At 61.4% G+C, this 19905-nt stretch carries 19 protein-coding genes; 10 read left to right on the forward strand and 9 right to left on the reverse strand.

Annotation, left to right across the window (positions count from 1 at the left end; translation table 11 throughout):
- Positions 1-7: 7 nt before the first annotated feature.
- Positions 8-1219, forward strand: coding sequence for a PrpF domain-containing protein (locus JNO51_RS07835; protein WP_215782455.1), 1212 nt, complete (start codon positions 8-10; stop codon positions 1217-1219).
- On the opposite strand, the gene JNO51_RS07840 is transcribed toward JNO51_RS07835, so the two are convergent.
- Genes JNO51_RS07840 through dapF form a run of 3 tightly spaced genes read right to left on the reverse strand, consistent with a single transcriptional unit; the run spans position 1210 to position 3264 of the window.
- Positions 1210-1779 carry a hypothetical protein gene (locus tag JNO51_RS07840; protein ID WP_215782456.1) on the reverse strand — a complete coding sequence of 190 codons (570 nt, stop codon included), beginning with the start codon at positions 1777-1779 and terminating at the stop codon, positions 1210-1212. The two genes, JNO51_RS07835 and JNO51_RS07840, sit on opposite strands and share 10 nt — an antisense overlap.
- Positions 1776-2441: a DUF484 family protein gene (locus tag JNO51_RS07845; RefSeq protein ID WP_252346210.1), complete on the reverse strand. Its 666-nt coding sequence runs from the start codon at positions 2439-2441 to the stop codon at positions 1776-1778. Before JNO51_RS07845 ends, JNO51_RS07840 begins: the two co-directional genes overlap by 4 nt.
- A complete protein-coding gene (gene dapF / locus JNO51_RS07850) occupies positions 2434-3264 on the reverse strand; it encodes a diaminopimelate epimerase (protein ID WP_215782457.1) in 831 nt (276 codons plus the stop codon). Before dapF ends, JNO51_RS07845 begins: the two co-directional genes overlap by 8 nt.
- Positions 3265-3378: 114 nt before the next feature.
- Here dapF and JNO51_RS07855 point away from each other — a divergent pair, with 114 nt between their 5' ends.
- The 4 genes from JNO51_RS07855 (at position 3379) to JNO51_RS07870 (ending at position 5914) form a co-directional block, all read left to right on the forward strand.
- Positions 3379-3954, forward strand: a complete 576-nt coding sequence (locus JNO51_RS07855) for a TetR/AcrR family transcriptional regulator (protein ID WP_215782458.1) — start codon at positions 3379-3381, stop codon at positions 3952-3954.
- A 32-nt stretch (positions 3955-3986) separates the two neighbouring features.
- Positions 3987-4481, forward strand: coding sequence for a DUF4442 domain-containing protein (locus JNO51_RS07860; protein ID WP_215782459.1), 495 nt, complete (start codon positions 3987-3989; stop codon positions 4479-4481).
- A 10-nt stretch (positions 4482-4491) separates the two neighbouring features.
- Positions 4492-5304, forward strand: a complete 813-nt coding sequence (locus JNO51_RS07865; protein ID WP_215782460.1) for a crotonase/enoyl-CoA hydratase family protein — start codon at positions 4492-4494, stop codon at positions 5302-5304.
- A gap of 172 nt (positions 5305-5476) precedes the next feature.
- Positions 5477-5914, forward strand: a complete 438-nt coding sequence (locus tag JNO51_RS07870) for a hypothetical protein (protein WP_215782461.1) — start codon at positions 5477-5479, stop codon at positions 5912-5914.
- Positions 5915-5989: 75 nt separating this feature from the next.
- Here the strand turns inward: JNO51_RS07870 and JNO51_RS07875 are convergent, their stop codons facing one another.
- The 5 genes from JNO51_RS07875 to JNO51_RS07900 form a co-directional block, all read right to left on the reverse strand.
- A complete protein-coding gene (locus JNO51_RS07875; protein WP_215782462.1) occupies positions 5990-7210 on the reverse strand; it encodes a branched-chain amino acid ABC transporter substrate-binding protein in 1221 nt (406 codons plus the stop codon).
- 158 nt (positions 7211-7368) lie between these two features.
- Positions 7369-8448, reverse strand: coding sequence for a ferrochelatase (hemH, locus tag JNO51_RS07880; protein ID WP_215782463.1), 1080 nt, complete (start codon positions 8446-8448; stop codon positions 7369-7371).
- Between the two features lie 16 nt (positions 8449-8464).
- Positions 8465-10762 carry a DNA translocase FtsK gene (locus tag JNO51_RS07885; RefSeq protein ID WP_252346211.1) on the reverse strand — a complete coding sequence of 766 codons (2298 nt, stop codon included), beginning with the start codon at positions 10760-10762 and terminating at the stop codon, positions 8465-8467.
- Positions 10763-10920: 158 nt separating this feature from the next.
- A complete protein-coding gene (locus JNO51_RS07895; RefSeq protein ID WP_215782464.1) occupies positions 10921-11787 on the reverse strand; it encodes a bifunctional methylenetetrahydrofolate dehydrogenase/methenyltetrahydrofolate cyclohydrolase in 867 nt (288 codons plus the stop codon).
- Between the two features lie 94 nt (positions 11788-11881).
- Positions 11882-12982 (reverse strand): anhydro-N-acetylmuramic acid kinase, encoded by a 1101-nt coding sequence (locus JNO51_RS07900; RefSeq protein WP_215782465.1) that lies wholly within the window; start codon positions 12980-12982, stop codon positions 11882-11884.
- A gap of 163 nt (positions 12983-13145) precedes the next feature.
- Between JNO51_RS07900 and JNO51_RS07905 the strand changes: the two genes are divergently transcribed.
- From JNO51_RS07905 to rmuC, 3 genes are read left to right on the forward strand one after another with little or no spacing between them, the layout of a single operon-like run.
- Entirely contained in the window at positions 13146-14153 is a 1008-nt protein-coding gene (locus tag JNO51_RS07905) for a hypothetical protein (protein WP_215782466.1), read from the forward strand.
- Positions 14154-14156: 3 nt separating this feature from the next.
- A complete protein-coding gene (recJ, locus tag JNO51_RS07910) occupies positions 14157-15866 on the forward strand; it encodes a single-stranded-DNA-specific exonuclease RecJ (protein ID WP_215782467.1) in 1710 nt (569 codons plus the stop codon).
- Positions 15867-17225: a DNA recombination protein RmuC gene (rmuC, locus tag JNO51_RS07915; protein WP_215782468.1), complete on the forward strand. Its 1359-nt coding sequence runs from the start codon at positions 15867-15869 to the stop codon at positions 17223-17225.
- Between the two features lie 57 nt (positions 17226-17282).
- Here the strand turns inward: rmuC and JNO51_RS07920 are convergent, their stop codons facing one another.
- Entirely contained in the window at positions 17283-18059 is a 777-nt protein-coding gene (locus JNO51_RS07920; RefSeq protein ID WP_215782469.1) for a hypothetical protein, read from the reverse strand.
- A 603-nt stretch (positions 18060-18662) separates the two neighbouring features.
- Between JNO51_RS07920 and JNO51_RS07925 the strand changes: the two genes are divergently transcribed.
- Together JNO51_RS07925 and JNO51_RS07930 are read left to right on the forward strand one after the other, a co-directional pair.
- Positions 18663-18860, forward strand: coding sequence for a hypothetical protein (locus JNO51_RS07925; RefSeq protein ID WP_215782470.1), 198 nt, complete (start codon positions 18663-18665; stop codon positions 18858-18860).
- 101 nt (positions 18861-18961) lie between these two features.
- The gene (locus JNO51_RS07930; protein ID WP_215782471.1) at positions 18962-19903 is read left to right on the forward strand and encodes a hypothetical protein; all 942 of its coding nucleotides are present in this window, start codon (positions 18962-18964) and stop codon (positions 19901-19903) included.
- Positions 19904-19905: the final 2 nt, after the last annotated feature.

The following is a 19905-nucleotide window of genomic DNA, read 5'->3' on the forward strand; positions in this document are numbered from 1 at the left end:
CATTGTCTTGCGTTCCCAGCCTGCAGTTCAGTGTGTCGACGGGGTGTGGCACTACCCGCTGCATCAAGTGCGGGGCGGCACATCGCTCGGCCTGGTCCTGCCGCAAAGTCAGCTGCCGGCTCAGTCCGTGCTGCGTGACGAACTGCTGCGACATCTTCTCGGTCTGCCCCTGCTGGGTCTGCAGCCGGACAACCGGCAACTGACCGGGCTGGGGCGCGGCACGCCGACCAGCAACAAAGTCTTTCTTGTCGGGACGGAAACAGCGGACGGTCAGCCGCGGCTGGTCAGCACGCTGGCGCAAGGAGCGTCGCACACGGCCGAGCTGGACTGGCGCGTCAATTGCGGCAACCTGACCTCTGCCTTGCCCTTGTGGGCGCTGGATGTCGGCTTGCTGTCGCCGGTGGCCGACGGCGAGGTCCGGATCTCCATCCGCAATACCAATACCGGCGTGATCTCCGATGCGCGACTGCGCTTTGAGGCTGACGGCCAGCTGCGATGTGCTGCCATTCCAGGGGTGCCCGGCCAGTGGCCGGCGGTCGATCTGTTTCTCAACCATCCGGCGGGTGCCAAAACCGGGCGCTTGCTGCCGACTGGCCGGCCGCAGGAGCTGGTGGAAGGGGTGCCGGTCAGCTGCGTGGATGTTGCCGTGCCGATGGTGCTGATTCGGGCAGCGGATCTCGGTAAGCGCGGTGACGAGTCCCCGCTGGCCCTGCAGCAGGACGAGCCTTTCATGCAGGCTTTGCGACGGGTCTGGGTGGCGGCGGCGCTGCGCATGGGCTTGCGGGATGGCGAGGGGCAGCTGTTGTCGGCCGCCCGGATGGCTGTCAGCGAAACCCTGCCCAAGGTGGCGATCCTGGCTCCCGGCAGGCGGGGTGCGCAACTGAGTGTGCGTTACTTTACCCCGCAACAGGCGCACGCCTCGCTGGCCGTGTCCGGTGCCTGCTGCATTGCGGCCGCCTGCCTGGTGTCCGGTACGCTGGCGCACGAGATGGCTGTTATGGATGAGGCTGCTGACCAGGGAGATCTGGTCGACATTGCGCTGGATAATCCGGCCGGTCGGCTGCATGCCACGATTGAAAGTCAGGGGCGGGGAGAGGCGCTGCAGATCCTCCGGGTTGGTTGCCAGCGCAATGCCCAGATCCTGCTGCGCGGGCAGATGCCGCTGTACCGGCCATCAGCGGCCCTGTCGCAATGGCTGGCCGCACAGGCTCAGCCGTAGTTGAGCAGCGCAGGGACGGTGAGTGCGCACAGCTTGAACCAGCCCAACGGCACCAGCAGGGTCAGCAGAACCAGTGGCAGCCAGCCAATTCTCCCCTCAGCCTGCCGTCCCATCAGCCAGCACAGCGGAAAGTAAAGCAGCATGGTCAGCAGCACCATGGCGGGCGGCACCATCAGATAGAGCGACAGAATGCGCCCCTGGGACAGGGGCATGGCCAGCAAGACCCCGAGATGCAGTAACAGAGCCGCCAGATAGAGTGCGCCCATGCGGCGCGGGGTTTCGCGGATCAGCAGTCCGTGACGTGTCAGCCTGATCTGGCTGGCTGCCCAGAATACGGCGGCCAGACCAACCCAGGCATAGGGGTAGAGAAAGGGCGCCCAGACCGGGGCCATCGCATCAAAGGTGCGGCCAAGCCGCACCACAATGGCCAGCGGGAAGTAACCGGCGACGAAACAGGCTTGTGCCACGCCATGATCGCTGGCCACTACACGCCACATGGCGAATAGCCAGAAGCCGGCCACCATGACGAGAAACAGGGTGGACAGTGACAGCAGACTCACGCCTGACCCAGCACCCGCAGGCAGGCTGCACTGATCAGTTCACCGATTTGCACCAGATAGTGGGTATGCATGTCATGGGTGAAGCGCTGGGCGTCGTCACTGGCCAGCACCAGCAGGCCGAACGGCTCGCCGACGGCGTCGCGCAGGGCGACCTGGCTGAAGGACTGCAGCACGGGGACGGCCGGGAACCAGGACATCACCTCGTCGTTGACATAAGGGCCGCAGTACGGCGTGTTCAGATTGCGGGCCAGCATGGCGACATCGCTGCGAGCATTGAAGGCATCGCCGAAACTGGCGGCTGCCGGATGCCACAGGCGCAGGGCCATGCGGTCGAGGCCGAACTCGTCGGCGAAGCAGCGGGCGAGGGATTCGCTCAGCCGGGCAGGTGTTTCGGCCTGCAACAGGGTCAGGGCAAGACGGTGCATGCGCAGCTGAATCTGGTCATTGTTCTCGCCGTGGCGCACCAGTTGCTGCAGCCGGGCCTCCAGCTGGCGGCAGCGGTCTTTTAGCTCCAGCATCTGGCGATCGACCAGCGAGACCACGACGCGGTCATTTTGCTGTTTCAGACCGAAGCGGTCGGCGTGGTGCTGCAGGAAATCCGGATGGTTTTCCAGAAAGGCCAGTACATCGTCAGACTGCATCGTCACGTTTTGCTCAGACATCGATTTCTCCGCTGAAGACCGTGTTGGCCGGGCCGGTCATCCTGACTGGCTGGCCGTCGCCAGCCCATTCTACCGTCAAGTCTCCACCATGGGTATGTACCCGAACGCGATTGTTTAGCAAACCGCGCTGAATGCCGGCAACCACGGCGGCGCAGGCGCCAGTCCCGCAGGCCAGCGTCTCGCCGGCCCCGCGTTCATAAACACGCAGGCGGATCTCGTCGCGGCTCAGGATCTGCATGAAGCCGACATTGACGCTCTGCGGGAAGTAATGACTCTGCTGCAACGCCTGACCGATGGATTTGACCGGCGCCAGATCCGCCTCCGGCACCACCAGCACGGCATGCGGGTTGCCCATGGACAAGGCCGAGACTTCAAGGTCTTCGCCCGCGGCATTGAGCCGGTACAGTCTGGCCGGCTCGACATCCTTCATCGGCAGATCTGCCGGCGCGAAGCGCGGAACGCCCATGTCGACCTGCACCTCGCCGTTTTCCATGCGCTCCGGCATGATGACGCCGCGCGCGGTTTCCACCTTCAGCCGGGTTTGCTGGCTCAGGCCCTGTTCAAAGACGAAGCGGGCAAAGCAGCGCGCGCCATTGCCGCACTGTTCGACTTCGCCGCCATCGTTGTTGAAGATGCGGTAACGAAAGTCATGACCGGCCTCCTGTGCCGGCTCGACCAGCAGCAACTGGTCGAAGCCGATGCCGAAGTGGCGGTGCCCCCACAGACGGATCTGCTCCGGGGTCAGTCTGACCGTCTGGCGAACGCCATCGATCACCATGAAATCATTGCCCAGACCATGCATTTTGCTGAACTTCAGTTTCATTCTTCCCGACTCCGCGACGCGTGATTTGCCAGTCATCATACCCCAAGTAGATGGGCTGCCAAACCCCATGCCAGTCGCATTGACAGCTTACTGACCAGTAAGTAAAGTTGGCGCATGAAAACACCCGCAGACGCCAAGACCGATACCCGCAAACGCATTCTCGATATCGCCGAAGAATTATTGCTGACGCGGGGCTTCAATGCCTTCAGCTATCAGCTGGTCAGCAGCGAGCTTGGCATCCGCAATGCCGCCATTCATTACCATTTCCCGCACAAGACCGATCTGGGGGTCGCGCTGATCGAGCGCTATCGCCGCCGCTTGCACCGCTTCATCGAGGCGCAGGAGGCGCTGCCACCAGCCGAACAGTTGCAGCGCTACTTCGAGCTGGCGCAAAGCTACTTTCTGCAGGATCGTCAGGTTTGCCCGAGCGGCATGCTCAGTACGGAGTTTCATACCTTGCCGGATGCAATGAAGCAGCAGGCAGCCGCCTTTATCGACGAGATGCGGCACTGGTCCATCGTGCTGGCGACACGAGGGCGGGAGCAGGGGGTGTTTGACTATCCCGGGACGCCGGAGGACATGGGGGTGCTGATGTTCTCGGCGCTGCAGGGTGGCCTGCAGCTTGCCCGGGTGGACGATGGCTGGCTGGAAACGGTCAAGCGACAAATCAGCCGGTTGCTCGGGCTGTAAAACAACAAAACACAACACGGGGATTCGCAGGGATGCAAAGCAAACAAAACAGCATGAGCCGTATGGTGGCCAAGGCCGACCGTCTGCCGCGCGGGTTACGCAACGTGGTGCTGTCACGGCTGTTCGGCCGTGTCGTGCCTTTCCTTGGTACGGCGGGCCTGCGCTTCGAGGAGGTCGGGCCGCAGCGTCTGGTAGTGTCGATCCGCAACCGTCGCAAGGTGCAAAACCACATCCGGGGCGTGCATGCCGCCGCCATGGCGCTGCTGGCGGAAACCGCATCGGGGTTCGTCATGGGCATGAATGTGCCGGATGACAAACTGATGCTGCTCAAGTCCATGAAGGTCGACTATCTGCAGCGCAGCCAGGGTGACATGCGCGCGGTGGCAACGCTGCAACCGGCGCAAATCGCCGCCCTGCAGCAGGAAGAAAAGGGCAATACCGTGGTCGAGGTGGTGGTGACCGACGAATCCGGCAATGCGCCGATTCAGTGCGAGATGACCTGGGCCTGGGTGCCGAAAAAACGCTGAGGAGAGACCGATGAATTTCACGACACTGACGTTGGAACTGCAGGGCGCCGTGGCGCTGGTGACGTTCAATCGCCCGGACAAGGCCAATGCACTGAACGCCGACATGTGGCGCGAGATGCGTCAGGCCTTCGAGTGGTGCGATGCCGAGGGCGCGGTACGCGCCGTGGTGCTCTCCGGGGCGGGCAAGCATTTCAGCTCCGGCATCGACTTGTCGCTGTTGATGGGGGTGCAGGGGCAGATCAATGACGAGTGCGAGGCACGCAAGCGTGAAAAGCTGCGTGGTCTGATCCTGGACCTGCAGGCCTGTGTCACCAGCCTGGAGAAGTGTCGCAAGCCCGTGATTGCCGCCATCAGCGGGTACTGTCTCGGGGGAGGATTGGATATCGCCCTGGCGGCGGATTTCCGTTACGCCAGTGTCGATGCCCAGTTTGGCGTGCGTGAGGTGGATATCGGCATGGTGGCCGACGTCGGCACCCTGCAACGCCTGCCGACCATCGTCGGCCAGGGGGTGGCACGCGAGATGGCGCTGACCGGGCGTGATATCGGCGCCGAACAGGCCGAGCGCTGGCAACTGGTCAACCGGGTGTTGCCGGATGCCGAGGCGGTGCGCGCGGCGGCGCTGGAAACGGCCGGTCTGATTGCCGCCAAGTCGCCGCTGGCGGTCCGCGGCAGCAAGCAGGTGCTCAATTACAGTCGCGATCACAGCGTGGCAGATGGCCTGGAGTATGTGGCCAACTGGAACGCCGCCATGCTGTTGTCCGAAGACATCGCCAAGGCCGGCATGGCCGCGATGATGAAGCAGCCGGCACAATTCCGCGACTGATCCCTCCGGCGCCGCCGTCCGGCGGCGCCATTTTCCCGCATGAGGCCGGCTGCACGCCGACATCTCTGTTCATGTTTGCCCTGAGGCTGTTTACAAAAGCCGGGTGTCCGTGCATCTGCCATTTACTTGCGGATGGTTCAATGGCGGTCTGATCAACAACAAGGACTTACCCATGACCCGATCGAACTTTTTGATCCGCTGGCTGAGTCGCGGCGCCCTGGCCGGGCTGCTGGCATGCAGCGGACTGGCGGCCAACGCGGCCGAGCCATCGACAGCACCGCGTTGTGAAATCCGCAATATGATGCATGCCCGCGTTCAGCAAATGGCCGCCATACGTCTGAACCAAATGGCCGATGCCCTGCAGCTGCAGCCGGCACAGCAGGATGCCTGGCAAGCCTACAAGCAGGCGCGCATGGCAGAAATCAACCAGGCGCCGCTTTGTCCGCCGCCTGGCGCCAGTCCGGTCGACGAGGCCAGGCTGGCGGCGAATGATGCCCGGAAGACGGCAGGTGTGCTGGCCGATCTCAGCAGCAAGACCAGCGCCCTCTGGGCGGTCCTGACGCCGAGTCAGCGACAGCTGTGGCAAAACGGCCCGCAGACGGCCAATTAAGCCGGCATCGTCCGGGAGGGCAAGAAAAAAGCGGAGCCCGGAGGCTCCGCTTGATCATGACGATTGACTGGTGACTTACTGCTTGGCAGCACCACCGACAACCGAAACCACTTCCCACTTGCCATTCTTCACCTGGTAAACGGTCACGCTGCCGTTCTTGACGTCGCCCTTGTCATCGAATTCGATGTGGCCGGTTACGCCATCGTAGGCAGTCTTGCCGACTTCCGGCAGATAGACCTTCGGGTCCGTGGAGTTGGCGCGCTTCATGGCGTCGACCAGGACACGAACTGCATCGTATTCGTACGGTGCGTAGATCTGGATGTCGGTATTGAATGCCTTCTTGAACTTGTCGTTGAAGGCGGCAAAACCCGGCATCTTGTCACGCGGCACACCGGCCATCGAGGCCAGTTGACCTTCGGATGCATCGCCCGCCAGCTTGATGAACTCCGGCGTTTGCACGCCGTCACCGGCGATCAGACGAGCCTTGATGCCCAGTTGCTTCATCTGCTTGGCCATCGGGCCCGCCTGGGCGTCCATGCCGCCGTAGAACACCATGTCCGGCTTCTTGGCCTTGATGGCGGTCAGAATGGCATTGAAGTCAGTGGCCGAGTTGGTGGTGAATTCACGGTCAACGATCTTGCCGCCCTTGGCCTTGACGGCATTGACGAACTGGTCGGCGAGACCCTGGCCGTACGCAGTGCGGTCATCGATGACGGCAATGTTCTTGGCCTTGGCGACGCTGACAGCGTAGTCACCCAGTGCCATGCCTTGCTGTACGTCGTTGGCAATGACGCGGAAGGTGGTCTTGTAGCCTTGCTTGGTGTAGTCCGGGTTGGTGGCGGACGGGGAAATCTGCGGAATGCCGGCATCCGAGTAGATCTTGGAGGCCGGGATGGTGGTGCCGGAGTTCAGGTGACCGACGACGCCGACGACGCCGGCATCAACCAGACGCTGTGCAACCTGGGTGCCGATCTTCGGGTCGCCCTGGTCATCTTCCGAAACCAGCTCGAAAGTCACCTTCTTGCCGCCAATGGTCACGCCTTCGGCGTTCAGATCGGCAATCGCCAGCTTGGCGCCATACTCGTTATCCTTGCCCAGATGGGAAATCGGGCCCGACATCGGCGAAACCTGACCGATCTTGACTACGTTGCCGCTGTCGGCAGCTGCCGGGGCAGAGGCGGCCGGGGCGGAGGCCGCAGCACCGGATGCGTCGGAAGACGAACCACCTTGTTTGCCGCAGGCTGCCAGAGCCAGTACTGCGGCTGCCATCAATGTCAGACGAGCAGTGTTTTTCATTCTGTTTCCCTTATTTCTTTGTAGATTTGGTGACCCTTTGTTGCTGGCTCGGGGAGGCAGATCCATGCTTCCCCACACCTGCGTCTGATTATGCTAATCAGTTGTTTCTAGTGTCAACGGATAAGAAATTCGGGATTAAACAACCTTGAAAAGTCGGCTCAGGCTGTGGCGCCAATGGCCTGTGCACGCGCCTGGCGCTGTGTGGTATCCGATTGATTTTGCAGGGGCAAACCCTGAAGTTGTGACTGAATGATGTCGGTCAGGACCTGGATCCACTGGCTGTTGCTATTTAGGCAGGGAAGATAACGATACATGCCACCGCCATACTGATGGAACACCTCCCTGACCTCGACCGCGATTTCCTCCAGGGTCTCCAGGCAGTCGGCGACAAAGCCCGGGCACACCACATCCACCCGTGCCGTCCCTGCCTCGGCCAGTTCTCGCACAACCTCCACGGTATACGGCTTCAGCCATTCAGTGCGACCAAAACGGCTCTGAAAACTGATACGCCATGCCTCGGCGGGCAGGTGCAGGGCCTCGGCCAGCAGGCGGGCGGTTTTCTGGCATTCGCAGAAATAGGGATCGCCGCGCTCGAGGGTGAATTTGGGCATGCCATGAAAACTCATCACCAGCACATCCGGCCGGCCATGCTGCTGCCAGTCCTGTTCGATCTGGCCGGCCAGCGCGGCGATATAGCCCGGATGATCGTGAAAATGCCGCACGGTGCGTACCGCAGGCATATTGCGGTCTTTCATCAGCTCGGCAAAGACGCCGTCCAGCGCCGAGCCGGTCGAGGCGGCCGAGTATTGCGGGTAGAGCGGCACCACGACTAATTGATCGACATGCTGTCTGCGCATTTCCGCCAGGGCGGCAGGGATGGAGGGATTGCCATAGCGCATGGCACACATCACCAGCAGATTGTCCAGGCCGCGGGTCGCCAGGGCCTGACGCACTGCTTCGGTCTGCGCCTGTGTCTCCACCAGCAGGGGTGAACCCTGCTCGCGCCAGATGCTGGCATATTTGCGCGCCGACTGGCGCGGCCTGACGTTGAGAATCACCCCGTTGAGCAGAGGCCACCACAGCAGGCGCGGAATCTCGATTACCCGGCGATCGGAAAGGAATTCTTTCAGGTAGCGACGCAGCGCGGATGGCGTAGGGGCATCCGGCGTTCCCAGATTCAGCAGCAGGACCCCGGTGCGGGGCTGAAAATCGTGACGAAAGGCTTGCGGTGCGGTCATGCCGTCTCCTGATGAGTCATTCTTCGCGCGCCGGCGCCAGCACGGTGCGATTGCCGTTGGTTTCCATGGCGGAGACCAGTCCGGCGGCTTCCATTTGTTCGATCAGGCGTGCGGCACGGTTGTAGCCGATCCGCAGCTGACGCTGCACCGACGAAATGGATGCCCGTCGCGTCTTGAGGACCACGGCCACGGCCTCGTCATACAGCGGATCGGATTCGGCGTCCTCGGTGGCAAAGGGGGCGCCGGCATCGTCGTCACCCGCATTCTCGGCCGTGCCGCTCAGAATGCCCTCGATGTAATCCGGTTCGCCGGTGGTCTTCAGGTATTCGACGACGTGATGCACTTCGTCATCGGCGACAAAGGCGCCGTGGACCCGCAGCGGGTAACCGGTGCCGGGCGGCAGGTAGAGCATGTCGCCCTGGCCGAGCAGGGCTTCGGCACCCATCTGGTCCAGAATGGTGCGCGAGTCGATCTTGCTGGAAACCTGGAAGGCAATACGGGTCGGGATATTGGCCTTGATCAGGCCGGTAATCACATCCACCGAGGGACGCTGCGTGGCCAGAATCAGGTGAATGCCGGCAGCGCGTGCCTTCTGTGCCAGGCGGGCGATCAACTCTTCGATCTTCTTGCCGGCGACCATCATCAGGTCGGCCAGTTCGTCGATCACCACCACGATCATCGGCAGTGCTTCCAGCGGCTCCGGTGTTTCCGGCGTCAGCGAGAACGGATTGTCGACATGCTCGCCGGCTTTCTCTGCATCGCGGATCTTCTGGTTGTAACCCGCCAGATTGCGTACCCCGAGCTTCGACATCAGCCGGTAGCGCCGTTCCATCTCGGCCACGCACCAGTCCAGCGCGTTGGCGGCGTGTTTCATGTCAGTGACTACCGGTGCCAGCAGGTGCGGGATGCCTTCGTAAATCGACAATTCCAGCATCTTGGGGTCGACCATGATCAGCCGGACTTCCTTGGGCGTCGACTTGTACAGCAGTGACAGGATCATGGCATTGATGGCGACCGACTTGCCCGAACCCGTGGTGCCGGCGACCAGGACGTGTGGCATCTTGGCCAGGTCGGCCGAAACTGGCTGGCCGGCGATGTCCTTGCCCAGCGCCATGGTCAGACGCGAAGCCTGGTTCTGGTAGCCATCCGAACCGATGATTTCCGACAGTCGTACGATCTGGCGTTTCGGATTGGGAAGCTCCAGACCCATATAGGTTTTGCCGGGAATGGTCTCGACCACGCGGATCGACACCAGCGACAGCGCGCGGGCCAGGTCCTTCATCAGGTTGACGATCTGGGCGCCCTTGACGCCGACTGCCGGCTCGATTTCGTAACGGGTGATCACCGGTCCCGGGTAGGCGGCGACGACTTTGACTTCGACGCCGAAGTCGGCCAGCTTGCGCTCGATCAGGCGTGAGGTGTACTCCACCGTCTCGGCAGACACCGATTCCACGGTCTCCTTGGGTGGCTCAAGCAGGCTCAGGCCGGGCAGGGCGTTGTCGGCCGGATCGGCAAACAGCGACTGCTGTACCGGCTTGGGCGGACGGGGCGCCGCCGCCGGCTCGATGGCCGGGGTTTCGATGCGTACCGGCTGGTGATCTTCGTGCCGTTTTTTCTCGTTGCTGACCTTGGCTTCGCGTTTTTGCGCTTCCTTGCGACCGATCTCGCGGTCACGCCGCGCCTGCCAGGACTGATAGACATACATCACCCCCTGTTCGACCCAGGTGCCGATGCGCTCCATGATGTCGAGCCAGGAGATGCCGGCGAACAGGGAAAAACCGATGGCCGCCAGCGTTGACAGCAGCAGACTGGCGCCGGACAGACCCAGGGCATGACGGGCTGCATGGCCGATGAAATGGCCGATGACACCACCGGAGGGGAGCTGGGCCGCGATCTGATCGCCGAGTACGATGGATTCCAGGCTGGCACTGGCGAGCAGCAGCAGCCAGAAACCGGTCAGGGTGACGGCATTGAAGGCCCCGGGTGTCAGTCCTTCCTGATCCATGCGCCGATAGCCCCAGACGATGGCCGCCAGGCAGAACACCACCAGCCACCAGGCGGAGGCGCCGAGGATGAATAACAGCATGTCCGACAACCAGGCACCAAAGGTGCCGCCATAGTTGCGCACGGTCGGATCGGAGGAACTGTGCGACCAGGACGGGTCGAGCGTCGAGTGACTGGCCAGGATCAGCACCAGATACACCGCGGCAACCGCCATCAACAGCCACCAGGCTTCACGCAGCAAGGCATTGAGCCGCGGGGGGAGTTGATTCTGGCGATTGCGGACAACCGCTTTTCGCTTGAAAAGTCGCATAGTCTTTTAAACGGTTGATGACAGCCGGGGATTATATAGTGGCAAGGCGCAATCGCAAGCCTGCGCCCTTTATGCACGCGTAAAGAATAACGCGAAATTGACATTCGCGAAGCATGAATTACTGCATCACGCGGGTGAACCCGCGTGATGCAGCCTGCTCAGGCGTGATAGTTGCGATACAGGCGGGTGGCGTTGCGCAGGCACATGGCCACGGTCAGCGGGCCGACGCGCGGAATATAGATCCGGGCCGCTTCGCGTGCCGCGTCTTCGAAGTTCTTCACGAAGGAGAAGTTGAGGCAGATGGCGCCGGGTTTGAGCTCCTCGGCACGAATCTTGTCGAATTGCCGCGACGGCACGCCGGTAATGACGATATCCGATTGCGCCAGGGCCGTGGCCCGGTCGATCGGATGGTCGTTGCCGATGACCACGCCGCCGTTGACATCGAACGAGTACACCGTGCCACCGTCGTTGGCGAGCATATGGGCCAGCGGTTTGCCGACCACGTCGGAGCGGTTGAAGACGGTGATGACCTGGTCACGGAACGGCAGGCCGCCCGGGCTGTAGGCATCGGTCGCTTCCAGTACCTTGAGGATGGCCAGCGGCGTGCAGGGCAGAATGGCGCGGTGTTGGCGTGCGGCATCATCGAAGCGCTCGTTGCGGTACAGCTTGTCCATCCAGTAGCTGGTCAGTCCTTCGACATCCTTGCGCGGATCGACCATATCCTTGATGGCGGCATCACGCTCATCCCCGAAAATCGGGTAATAGACGAAGATGCCATGGATTTCGGGGTTGGCATTGGCGGCGCGGATGGCGTCGGCAATGGCTTCGCGCGGCATGTGCTGCAGGTTGAAATGAATGCCGACATCACGGCAGCCATCTTCGGTGTAGCGCGCATAGGTCGCGGATGCCGGGTCGTCCGAAACCAGAAACCCTGCGACGTTCACCTGGGCCTGAAGGGAATCAATCTCCTCGCGGATCATGCTGCGGTAAACCGCGGCCATTCCCTCCGGATTAAAGTCGTGCATGCCACTCTCCAATTCAGCGATCATCCAAAAACCGGTCGGATTATATCAACTGCGCAAAGCCGCGTGGGGACTGGATTTCACGACATAAAGACTCTTAACGTGGATAGATTGCGCCGAGGATGCGCGGACCGCGTGCACCGGTGACCGCGGGCAGGTTGCCGGCCTGGCGCAGCAGCGCCTGACGCGCCAGCCAGGCAAAGGCCGTGGCCTCGACTTGCTGGGTTGGCAGCCCCAACTGATCCGTGTCGGCCAGGCGGCGTTGCGGCATCTGTGCCGCCAGGGCGGCCACCAGGGCCGGGTTCTGCGCGCCGCCGCCGCACAGAAAAACGTCGCGGGCCTGGTCGGCATGCTGATGGATCGCATCGGCAATGGCCTGTGCCGCCTGGGCCAGCAGGGTGGCCTGAACGTCGGCAGGACGGATTGCGGGGAAACGGCCGAGGATGGCTTGCAGCCAGGGCAGGTCGAACAGGTCGCGGCCGGTGCTTTTGGGCGGTGGGGCAGCAAAAAATGGTTCGGCCAGCAGCGCCTGCAGCAGGCCGACATGGATCTCTCCCGAGGCGGCCCATTGTCCGTCGCGGTCGAAGGGTTCACCCAGGTGCAGCCGGCACCAGGCATCCATCAGCATATTGCCCGGGCCGCAATCAAAGCCGATGACCGGCTGCCCCGGCATCAGCAGGCTCAGATTGCTGATGCCGCCGATATTCACGATGACGCGGGCTTGTTGCGGATGAGCGAACAGGGCGTGATGGAAGGCCGGTACCAGCGGGGCTCCCTGACCGCCGGCCGCCACATCCCGGCTGCGGAAGTCGCCGACCACCTCCATGCCGGTCAGCTCGGCCAGGCGGGCCAGATTGCCGATCTGCAGGGTATAGCCATCCTGCGGGGCATGACGAATGGTCTGGCCGTGGCAGCCGATGGCGCGGATGCGCCCGCGCAGCATGCCGGTGCGGCGCATCAGGCCGTCCACAGCTTCGGCATAGAGCGCGGCCAGCTGGTTGGCCAGCAGGGCGCTGCGACGTAGCTCATCGTGGCCGCTCTGCTGCAGTGCCAGCACCTCGCTGCGCAGCGCGGGCGGGTAGGGCAGCGCATGATCACCGCGCAGAGAAAGCCGGCCCTCGGCATCAAAAGCCACCAGCACGGCATCCACGCCGTCCAGACTGGTCCCTGACATCATGCCGATATACAGCTCTTCCATCGCGTGCACCCCCAAGAAATTGTGATATTGCAACGGCCAAATGCATGAAATCGGCAACTCAGACCGGCAAAGACGGGTAAAATACGCAAGCCCGCGAGACAGGGCAAGTCTGTCGGCACCATTCCGGCCTGCCGCCCAGTATGAAGCAAAACGAGAGACCCGCATGCATCTGATTCTTTCTGTCCCCGGTCTGAGCTGGCTGGATACGCACGATGGTGGCGAAGTGGCGCGCGAACTGTCCCTGCCGGCACTGACGACCCTGCTGGGGCGCGGCACACTGGATCTGGCCGAGCGACCGCTGTCGGCGCTGATCGGGCAGCCGTTTGGCCTCGATGGCCTGCCGCTGGCCAGCGTCGCTGCCGCGCTGGACGGTCTGGATACCCGCGAGCGCCATTGCTTGCTGGCAGATCCGGTGACCTGGCGCATCGATCGCGACCGCGCGCTGCTGGCCGATGCCGGCGTGATGCGCCTCGACCAGGCGGAAGCCGATGCCCTGGTTGCCGCGCTGAATCAGCATTTCGCTGCCGATGATCTGCAATTTCATGCCCCCACGCCATCACGCTGGTATCTGTCGCTGCCTGAGCCTGTCCAGGCGCACTGCTACAGCCTGCCGGATGTGGTCGGCGAGAATGTGGATGATTTTCTGCCCCAGGGGCCGGATGCCTTGCGGCTTGGTCGTCTGCTCAATGAGGTGCAGATGCTGTTGTTTACGCATCCGGTCAATGAGGCACGCGAGGCGCGTGGCGAACCACGGGTCAACAGCCTGTGGCTGTGGGGCAGTGGCGCATTGCCCGCGCTGCATACCCCGCCGCTTCTGTATAGCGACGATCCCTGGCAGTGTCTGCTGGCGCGCCAGTGCCAGACAGAGAGCCAGAGCGTGCCCTGGACATTTGCGGCCTGGCTGGAGAGCGCGCCCCGGGACAATGAGGTCTGGGTGCAGCTCGACCGGTTGCAGGGGCCTGCACAGTATCGCGATGCCTGGGGGTGGCGCGAACAGGTGCAGCAGCTGGAGCAGGACTGGTTCGCCCCCTTGCTGCAGGCGCTGCGCACTGGTCAGCTCCGGCAACTGACCCTGTTGTCCTGTGGGGAGCGGTCCCTTCAGGTCCGAATCCGCCGTGTCGATTTATGGAAATTCTGGCGCCGCCCGCGAGCGCTGACCTCACTGTACTGAATCATGCAAAACATTCTGACACGTCCTGTTCCGCCCGATGCCTGTGCCCACCTGGTGCAAAACGGCTATTCCCCGCTGCTGGCCCGGCTGTATGCTGCGCGCGGCATCCATCAGGCGGATGAGCTGAATGATGGCCTCGGCGCCCTGCTGCCATGGCAGACCCTGAAAAACATCCGGCCGATGGCGGCGCGGCTGGCCGATGCCATTGCCCGCCGGCAGCGACTGCTGGTGATTGCCGACTATGATGCCGACGGCGCCACGGCCTGCAGCGTGGCGGTCAAGGGGCTGAGCGCCATGGGTGCCGTGGTGGATTTTCTGGTTCCCAACCGCTTTGAATATGGCTATGGCCTGACGCCACAGATTGTCGAACTGGCGGCTGAACGTCAGCCGGATATCATTTTGACGGTCGATAACGGCATCGCCAGCGTCGATGGCGTCGCCACCGCCAGTCGCCTGGGCATCGAAACCCTGATTACCGATCACCATCTGCCCGGCAGCCAGTTGCCGGACGCGCTGATCGTCAACCCCAATCAGCCGGGCTGTACCTTCGCCTCGCGCCACCTGGCCGGTGTGGGGGTGATGTTCTATGTGCTGATGGCGCTGCGTGCCGAGCTGCGTGAGCGTGGCCATTTTGCCGCCGGTGCCGAACCCAATCTGGCTGAACTGCTTGACCTGGTCGCGCTGGGGACGGTGGCGGATGTGGTCAGGCTGGATCAGAACAATCGTATTCTGGTAGGCAACGGCCTCAAGCGCATGCGTGCCGGACGCATGAGCCACGGTGTGGCCGCCCTGTTTCAGGTGGCTGGGCGTGCGCCGCACAAGGCGAATACCTTCGACCTCGGCTTTACCCTCGGTCCGCGCCTGAATGCCGCTGGCCGGCTGGATGACATGAGCCTCGGTATCGCCTGCCTGCTGGCCTCGTCGACCGACAGCGCCATGTCGCTGGCCCGGCAGCTGGATGACCTCAACCGCGAGCGCCGGACCATCGAGGCCGGCATGCGGGAAGCGGCGCTGGCCGACCTGTCCGGCATCGATCCGGCGGCACGCTATACCCTGACCCTGTTTCGCGAGGACTGGCACCAGGGGGTGGTCGGCATTGTTGCCGCCCGCCTGAAGGAGCGCTTTCATCGTCCTGCCATCGTTTTTGCCCCGGGGGACGGCGACGAGATCCGCGGCTCCGGACGTTCCATCCCGGGCTTCCATCTGCGCGATGCGCTGGACCTGGTCTACAAGCGGCAGCCCGAGTTGATCGTCAAGTTCGGCGGTCATGCCATGGCAGCGGGCCTGACCATTCGCCAGCAGGGCATGGCAGATTTTCGCGAAGCCTTCGAGCAGGTGGCGCGCGAATTGCTGGATGAAAAACAGCTCACGCGCACCATCGAAACCGATGGCGAGCTGCCCCCGCGCGACATTTCGCTGGCACTGGCCGAGTCGTTGAGCGCCGAGGTCTGGGGGCAGGGCTTTCCGGCGCCGACCTTTCATAATCGCTTCCAGGTGCTCAAGCAGCGCGTGGTGGGCGAAAAGCATCTCAAGCTGCGGCTGGGTAGTCGCGGTTGCGAGTTCGACGCCATGCTGTTCAATCATGCCGACTGGCTGCCCGACGAGATCGATGCGGTCTATCAGCTGGTGGCGAATGAATGGCAGGGGCGCAAGGAATTGCAAGTCTATATCGACCATTGGCGTGCCGTGGTCACTGAACCTCACGAGGCTTGAATGGAACTGCTACTGAGTCTGTTGTCCGGCGTATTGCTGGGTGGTGGTGCCTGTGTTCTGGTGCTGCGGGCACGTGCGCAGACGGCCTATCAGCAGGGGCGTGGTGAAATGGCGGTCGAGTTCGCGACCTTGCAGGGGGAAAAACATGCCCTGCAGGCTCGCGAGGCCGATCTGCGTCAACGTCTGACGGAATGTGACACGCTGTTGACACAGTTGCGCACTCAGCTTGGCCAGCGCGAACAGGATCTGGCCAGTCTGCAGACTGCCTTGCAACAGGAGCGTCGTCAGCACGAAGAGAAACTGGCGCTGCTGAATGAAGCGAAAGACACGCTGAGCCTGCAGTTCAAAACACTGGCCAACGATATTCTGGAAGAAAAAACCCGGCGCTTTACCGAGCAGAACAAGGAAAATATCGGCAATCTGCTGACGCCGCTGGCTGAACGGATTCAGGCCTTCAGCAAACAGGTGCAGGATACCTATGACAAGGATTCTAAAGAGCGCCTGACCCTGGAAGTCGAGCTGAAGAACCTGCAGGCGCTCAATACCCGGCTGAATCAGGACGCGGTGGCCCTGACCAACGCCCTGACCGGCGCCAGCAGCAAGGCGCAGGGGAACTGGGGCGAGATGGTGCTGGAGCGGGTGCTGGAGACGTCGGGACTGCAAAAGGGGCGCGAATATCGCGTGCAGGTCTCCGATGTGGTCGTCGGCGAAGAGGGCAGCAGCCGCTTCCAGCCGGACGTGATTATCGACTTGCCGGAAAACAAGCAGCTGGTGGTGGACTCCAAGGTGTCGCTCAATGCGTACACCCGCTACACCCGGGCCGAGGACGAGGCCACGCGCGAGGCGGAGCTCAAGGCCCACATCCTGGCCCTGAAAACCCATATCAAGACGCTGTCGGAAAAGCGGTATCAGGACCTCTATAGCCTGAACACCCTTGATTTCGTCTTTATGTTCGTGCCGGTCGAGCCGGCCTATCTGCTGGCGGTGCAGCAGGATATGGGCCTGTTCAACGAAGCGTTCGAGAAACGCATCATGATTGTCGGGCCCAGTACCCTGCTGGCGACCCTGCGTACCGTGGCCAGCATCTGGCGCTACGAATACCAGAACCAGAACGCTCAGGAGATTGCCCGCCAGAGCGGCGCGATGTTCGACAAGTTTGTCGGTTTTGTCGACAGCCTGGAGAAGCTGGGCAAACAGCTGGAGACCTCTCGTGACACCTGGCAGGATGCCATGAAGAAGCTTAGCAGCGGGCGCGGCAATCTGGTGACCAGTGCCGAAAAACTGCGCAAGCTGGGCATCAAGGCTAACAAGCAGCTGCCGACGGCGCTGCTGGATGCGACGCCGGAAGAGGATGCCTGACTTGGCGCCAGCGACCGTCGCCGGCTGCTGGCACCTGCCCACCCGCCTGACGCTTGCTCAGTTCAGTGCACACTGCGTCAGCGCGACATTCAATTCGCCATCATCCGGGCTTTTCATGCCCAGCAGGGCAGGAATCTGCCAGCCGCCAATTTGCTGATACTGCAAGGTCGTATCGAGTGACTGCCTGGCAGCCCCTTTGCCAGCGCGTGCTGGCCAGTAGACCATCCGGCTCAGCATCCAGCCGTCCGGCGATTCCCGGAAACTCGGCAGGATGGCGTAATCCTTCTGCAGACCGGCATTGGGTGTATAGCGTGTAATCCGCCCCTGCGGATCCAGCTGCAGCTCGTCTCGGGTCTTGCCGCTGCCAATGCGGGCCTGGAAGCCATCGGCATTGCTGCGAATCTCGGCCTTGTTGGCGGCCGACGGAATAATGGCCCCACTGGTAAAACGTCCCCATAGCATCAGTGCCGTTTCGCTTGATTGCTGGATGCCGCTGACCACTTCGCGGACATCCTTGATGCTGTCTGCGCTTGCCTGTTTCGGGATGACCCCCACCGTTACCCTGACCTGATCAGGCAGGGTGAAACGCAGGGAGATCGGCATTTTGGCCATCGTCTGTGCAAAGGGGTCCTGCTGATACTCGGCCAGGCTGATGTTCAGCATCTGTGCGGTGGTCTTCGGATCGAGCTGCAACTGGCAATGAAAGCCCCTGGCCTTGGCCGCGGGCAATACATAGTACTTGCCGGCGATCTGGGCCAGCAAATCCGGACTAGTGGCCGCCAGAGCGGGCAGGGTAAAGGCAGACAACACGAGCGCGAGGGTACGAGGGTGCATGGTTTATCCTGTTAGTTGTTTTGTGTGAAGCAATCTATCTTAACAGAATATTTACTCTAATGTCATTGACATGGATGCATACCCCGTCATTGCGAAAGACCTGACCCGAACCGAACAGTGGGTTAGTCGTGTTTTAGGTGGCATGCCTAAAACTGAGCTAATGAACCAGTCAAATGTCATCAGGTCGAACTGCCTTCCACGACTATCCAGGTTCGCCCCATGAGCTCACGTCGCATCCACCAGCAGCGATGTTGTCGATGCGCTGGTGCCAGCATACCGAAGCACGCTGGCAGAACAGTTCTATCGTCTAAAGGGCTGGCAGGGTCGCGTGATTGATGAGGAGGGACAACTGACCGTGCTTCTTGATCGAGCACCCGTCAAATAGGCCAGTATCAGGCAACCAAATGCCATTTTTCCGATCTCATACCGCCTGTTAGTCGATTACGCCAACAGATGGAGTTACCGTTTGTTGTTGGCGGTTTCCTACATATTGCCATGACCATACATGGGAGTATTGCCAACGCCACCCATGCGGTCGCTTGAGTTCGACATTTCTGAGGCGACTGGATGAGTGTTTTTTGTGATCTCCATGAGGAAATAGGAATGAAAGAACTGACCAACCAAGATCTGGAAAGTGTTTTCGGCGGGCAGTGCACAGGAGGTGGCAATGCCGGTTACGCCGGTGCCAGTTGCACCGTCACGGTTTATGAGAACAAAAACCTATCCTTGCAGGCGTCCCTCTCCGCCAACACCCGAACGGGCATTACCGGTGGCGGGGTAGGTTTCAAGATTGGTTTCTAGCCAATATGACTAGCGATTGATTGGCATGAGGGGCTATTGACGGAGGGCTTGTCAATGGCCCTTTTCTTTGTGAAATGGTTCGGTTACGTGACGAGGGTGAGATGAGATCGGTCAATTCGATATTGATTTGGTTAGCATTGACTAAAGTGGCTTTGGCGACTGAGCTTGGTTTCGACAAGATAGGGGATCTGGACATGACGTCTGGCAGGCCGGTGGTGATCGCACAGGTGGCTGGTGAGACTGTAGGTGTTGTGCTGGATACTTCCGCATCCGAGGCTGTCCTTCTGGAGGGGTTTGCCAAAAAAAAAGGACTCTTGATGCCAGGGCGCACCCCGGAGGATGGCGGCCTCTTTCTGTCCGCAGGGAAAGACATCCCTGTTGTTCTCGGCAAACATGAGTTCCGACTGCAAGAGGTGATGGTTTTGTCAGACCAGGGTCGCTATGACATAAAAAATGCAGGATTAGTCTTAAATCCGAATGCAATCAACTGTCAACACTGCCTGATTGTTCTTGATTATATTGGCCGGGTGTTTGCGTTGGCGAATAGCACGGACATCAAAGCGGTCGAGCAGGCGCTGAGCGAGCCGTATGGGAAACTGGTCCGGGCTTCTGCCGAGATGCATGTTCTAGAAAATAATGCTGCGCTCTATATGAGCAGTGTCAGCCTTGGGGCCGGGGTGACGTCCGTTCTGCTAGATACCGGATCGAACTATACGACTTTCTTGAAAGTCGCAATACCGAATCAGGTCAGGATGGCCGGCAAGTCGTTAATCAGAATGAAAGATGCCCGGATGACCGTGCATGAAACTGAGCCGGTTTCCATTCGTGTCAATCAGACGGAAATTGCCAAGACAGCTGTGCGGGTGGAGCCTGCGAGTTCATTTGCCCATTACTATGTCACTTATGGCAATTTTGCCTACTTTCCCCATCAAGGCAGCATTGGGATGGATGTGTTGAGGAACTGCATACTGGCCATCGAGCCCAAGAAGACCGTGCATTTGCTTTGTCGGAAAGTTGCCGACAGGCGCACGAGTGTTTCCTGATG

It is taken from the genome of Paludibacterium sp. B53371 (assembly GCF_018802765.1).
GTDB lineage: Bacteria > Pseudomonadota > Gammaproteobacteria > Burkholderiales > Chromobacteriaceae > Paludibacterium.

Coding starts and splice junctions, on each gene's coding strand:
- JNO51_RS07845 (WP_252346210.1), bottom strand. CDS start 2,441: ATGTCTGAGCAAAACGTGACGATGCAGTCTGACGATGTACTGGCCTTT.
- dapF (WP_215782457.1), bottom strand. CDS start 3,264: ATGAAACTGAAGTTCAGCAAAATGCATGGTCTGGGCAATGATTTCATG.
- JNO51_RS07855 (WP_215782458.1), top strand. CDS start 3,379: ATGAAAACACCCGCAGACGCCAAGACCGATACCCGCAAACGCATTCTC.
- JNO51_RS07860 (WP_215782459.1), top strand. CDS start 3,987: ATGCAAAGCAAACAAAACAGCATGAGCCGTATGGTGGCCAAGGCCGAC.
- JNO51_RS07865 (WP_215782460.1), top strand. CDS start 4,492: ATGAATTTCACGACACTGACGTTGGAACTGCAGGGCGCCGTGGCGCTG.
- JNO51_RS07870 (WP_215782461.1), top strand. CDS start 5,477: ATGACCCGATCGAACTTTTTGATCCGCTGGCTGAGTCGCGGCGCCCTG.
- JNO51_RS07875 (WP_215782462.1), bottom strand. CDS start 7,210: ATGAAAAACACTGCTCGTCTGACATTGATGGCAGCCGCAGTACTGGCT.
- hemH (WP_215782463.1), bottom strand. CDS start 8,448: ATGACCGCACCGCAAGCCTTTCGTCACGATTTTCAGCCCCGCACCGGG.
- JNO51_RS07885 (WP_252346211.1), bottom strand. CDS start 10,762: ATGCGACTTTTCAAGCGAAAAGCGGTTGTCCGCAATCGCCAGAATCAA.
- JNO51_RS07895 (WP_215782464.1), bottom strand. CDS start 11,787: ATGCACGACTTTAATCCGGAGGGAATGGCCGCGGTTTACCGCAGCATG.
- JNO51_RS07900 (WP_215782465.1), bottom strand. CDS start 12,982: ATGGAAGAGCTGTATATCGGCATGATGTCAGGGACCAGTCTGGACGGC.
- JNO51_RS07905 (WP_215782466.1), top strand. CDS start 13,146: ATGCATCTGATTCTTTCTGTCCCCGGTCTGAGCTGGCTGGATACGCAC.
- recJ (WP_215782467.1), top strand. CDS start 14,157: ATGCAAAACATTCTGACACGTCCTGTTCCGCCCGATGCCTGTGCCCAC.
- rmuC (WP_215782468.1), top strand. CDS start 15,867: ATGGAACTGCTACTGAGTCTGTTGTCCGGCGTATTGCTGGGTGGTGGT.
- JNO51_RS07920 (WP_215782469.1), bottom strand. CDS start 18,059: ATGCACCCTCGTACCCTCGCGCTCGTGTTGTCTGCCTTTACCCTGCCC.
- JNO51_RS07925 (WP_215782470.1), top strand. CDS start 18,663: ATGAAAGAACTGACCAACCAAGATCTGGAAAGTGTTTTCGGCGGGCAG.
- JNO51_RS07930 (WP_215782471.1), top strand. CDS start 18,962: ATGAGATCGGTCAATTCGATATTGATTTGGTTAGCATTGACTAAAGTG.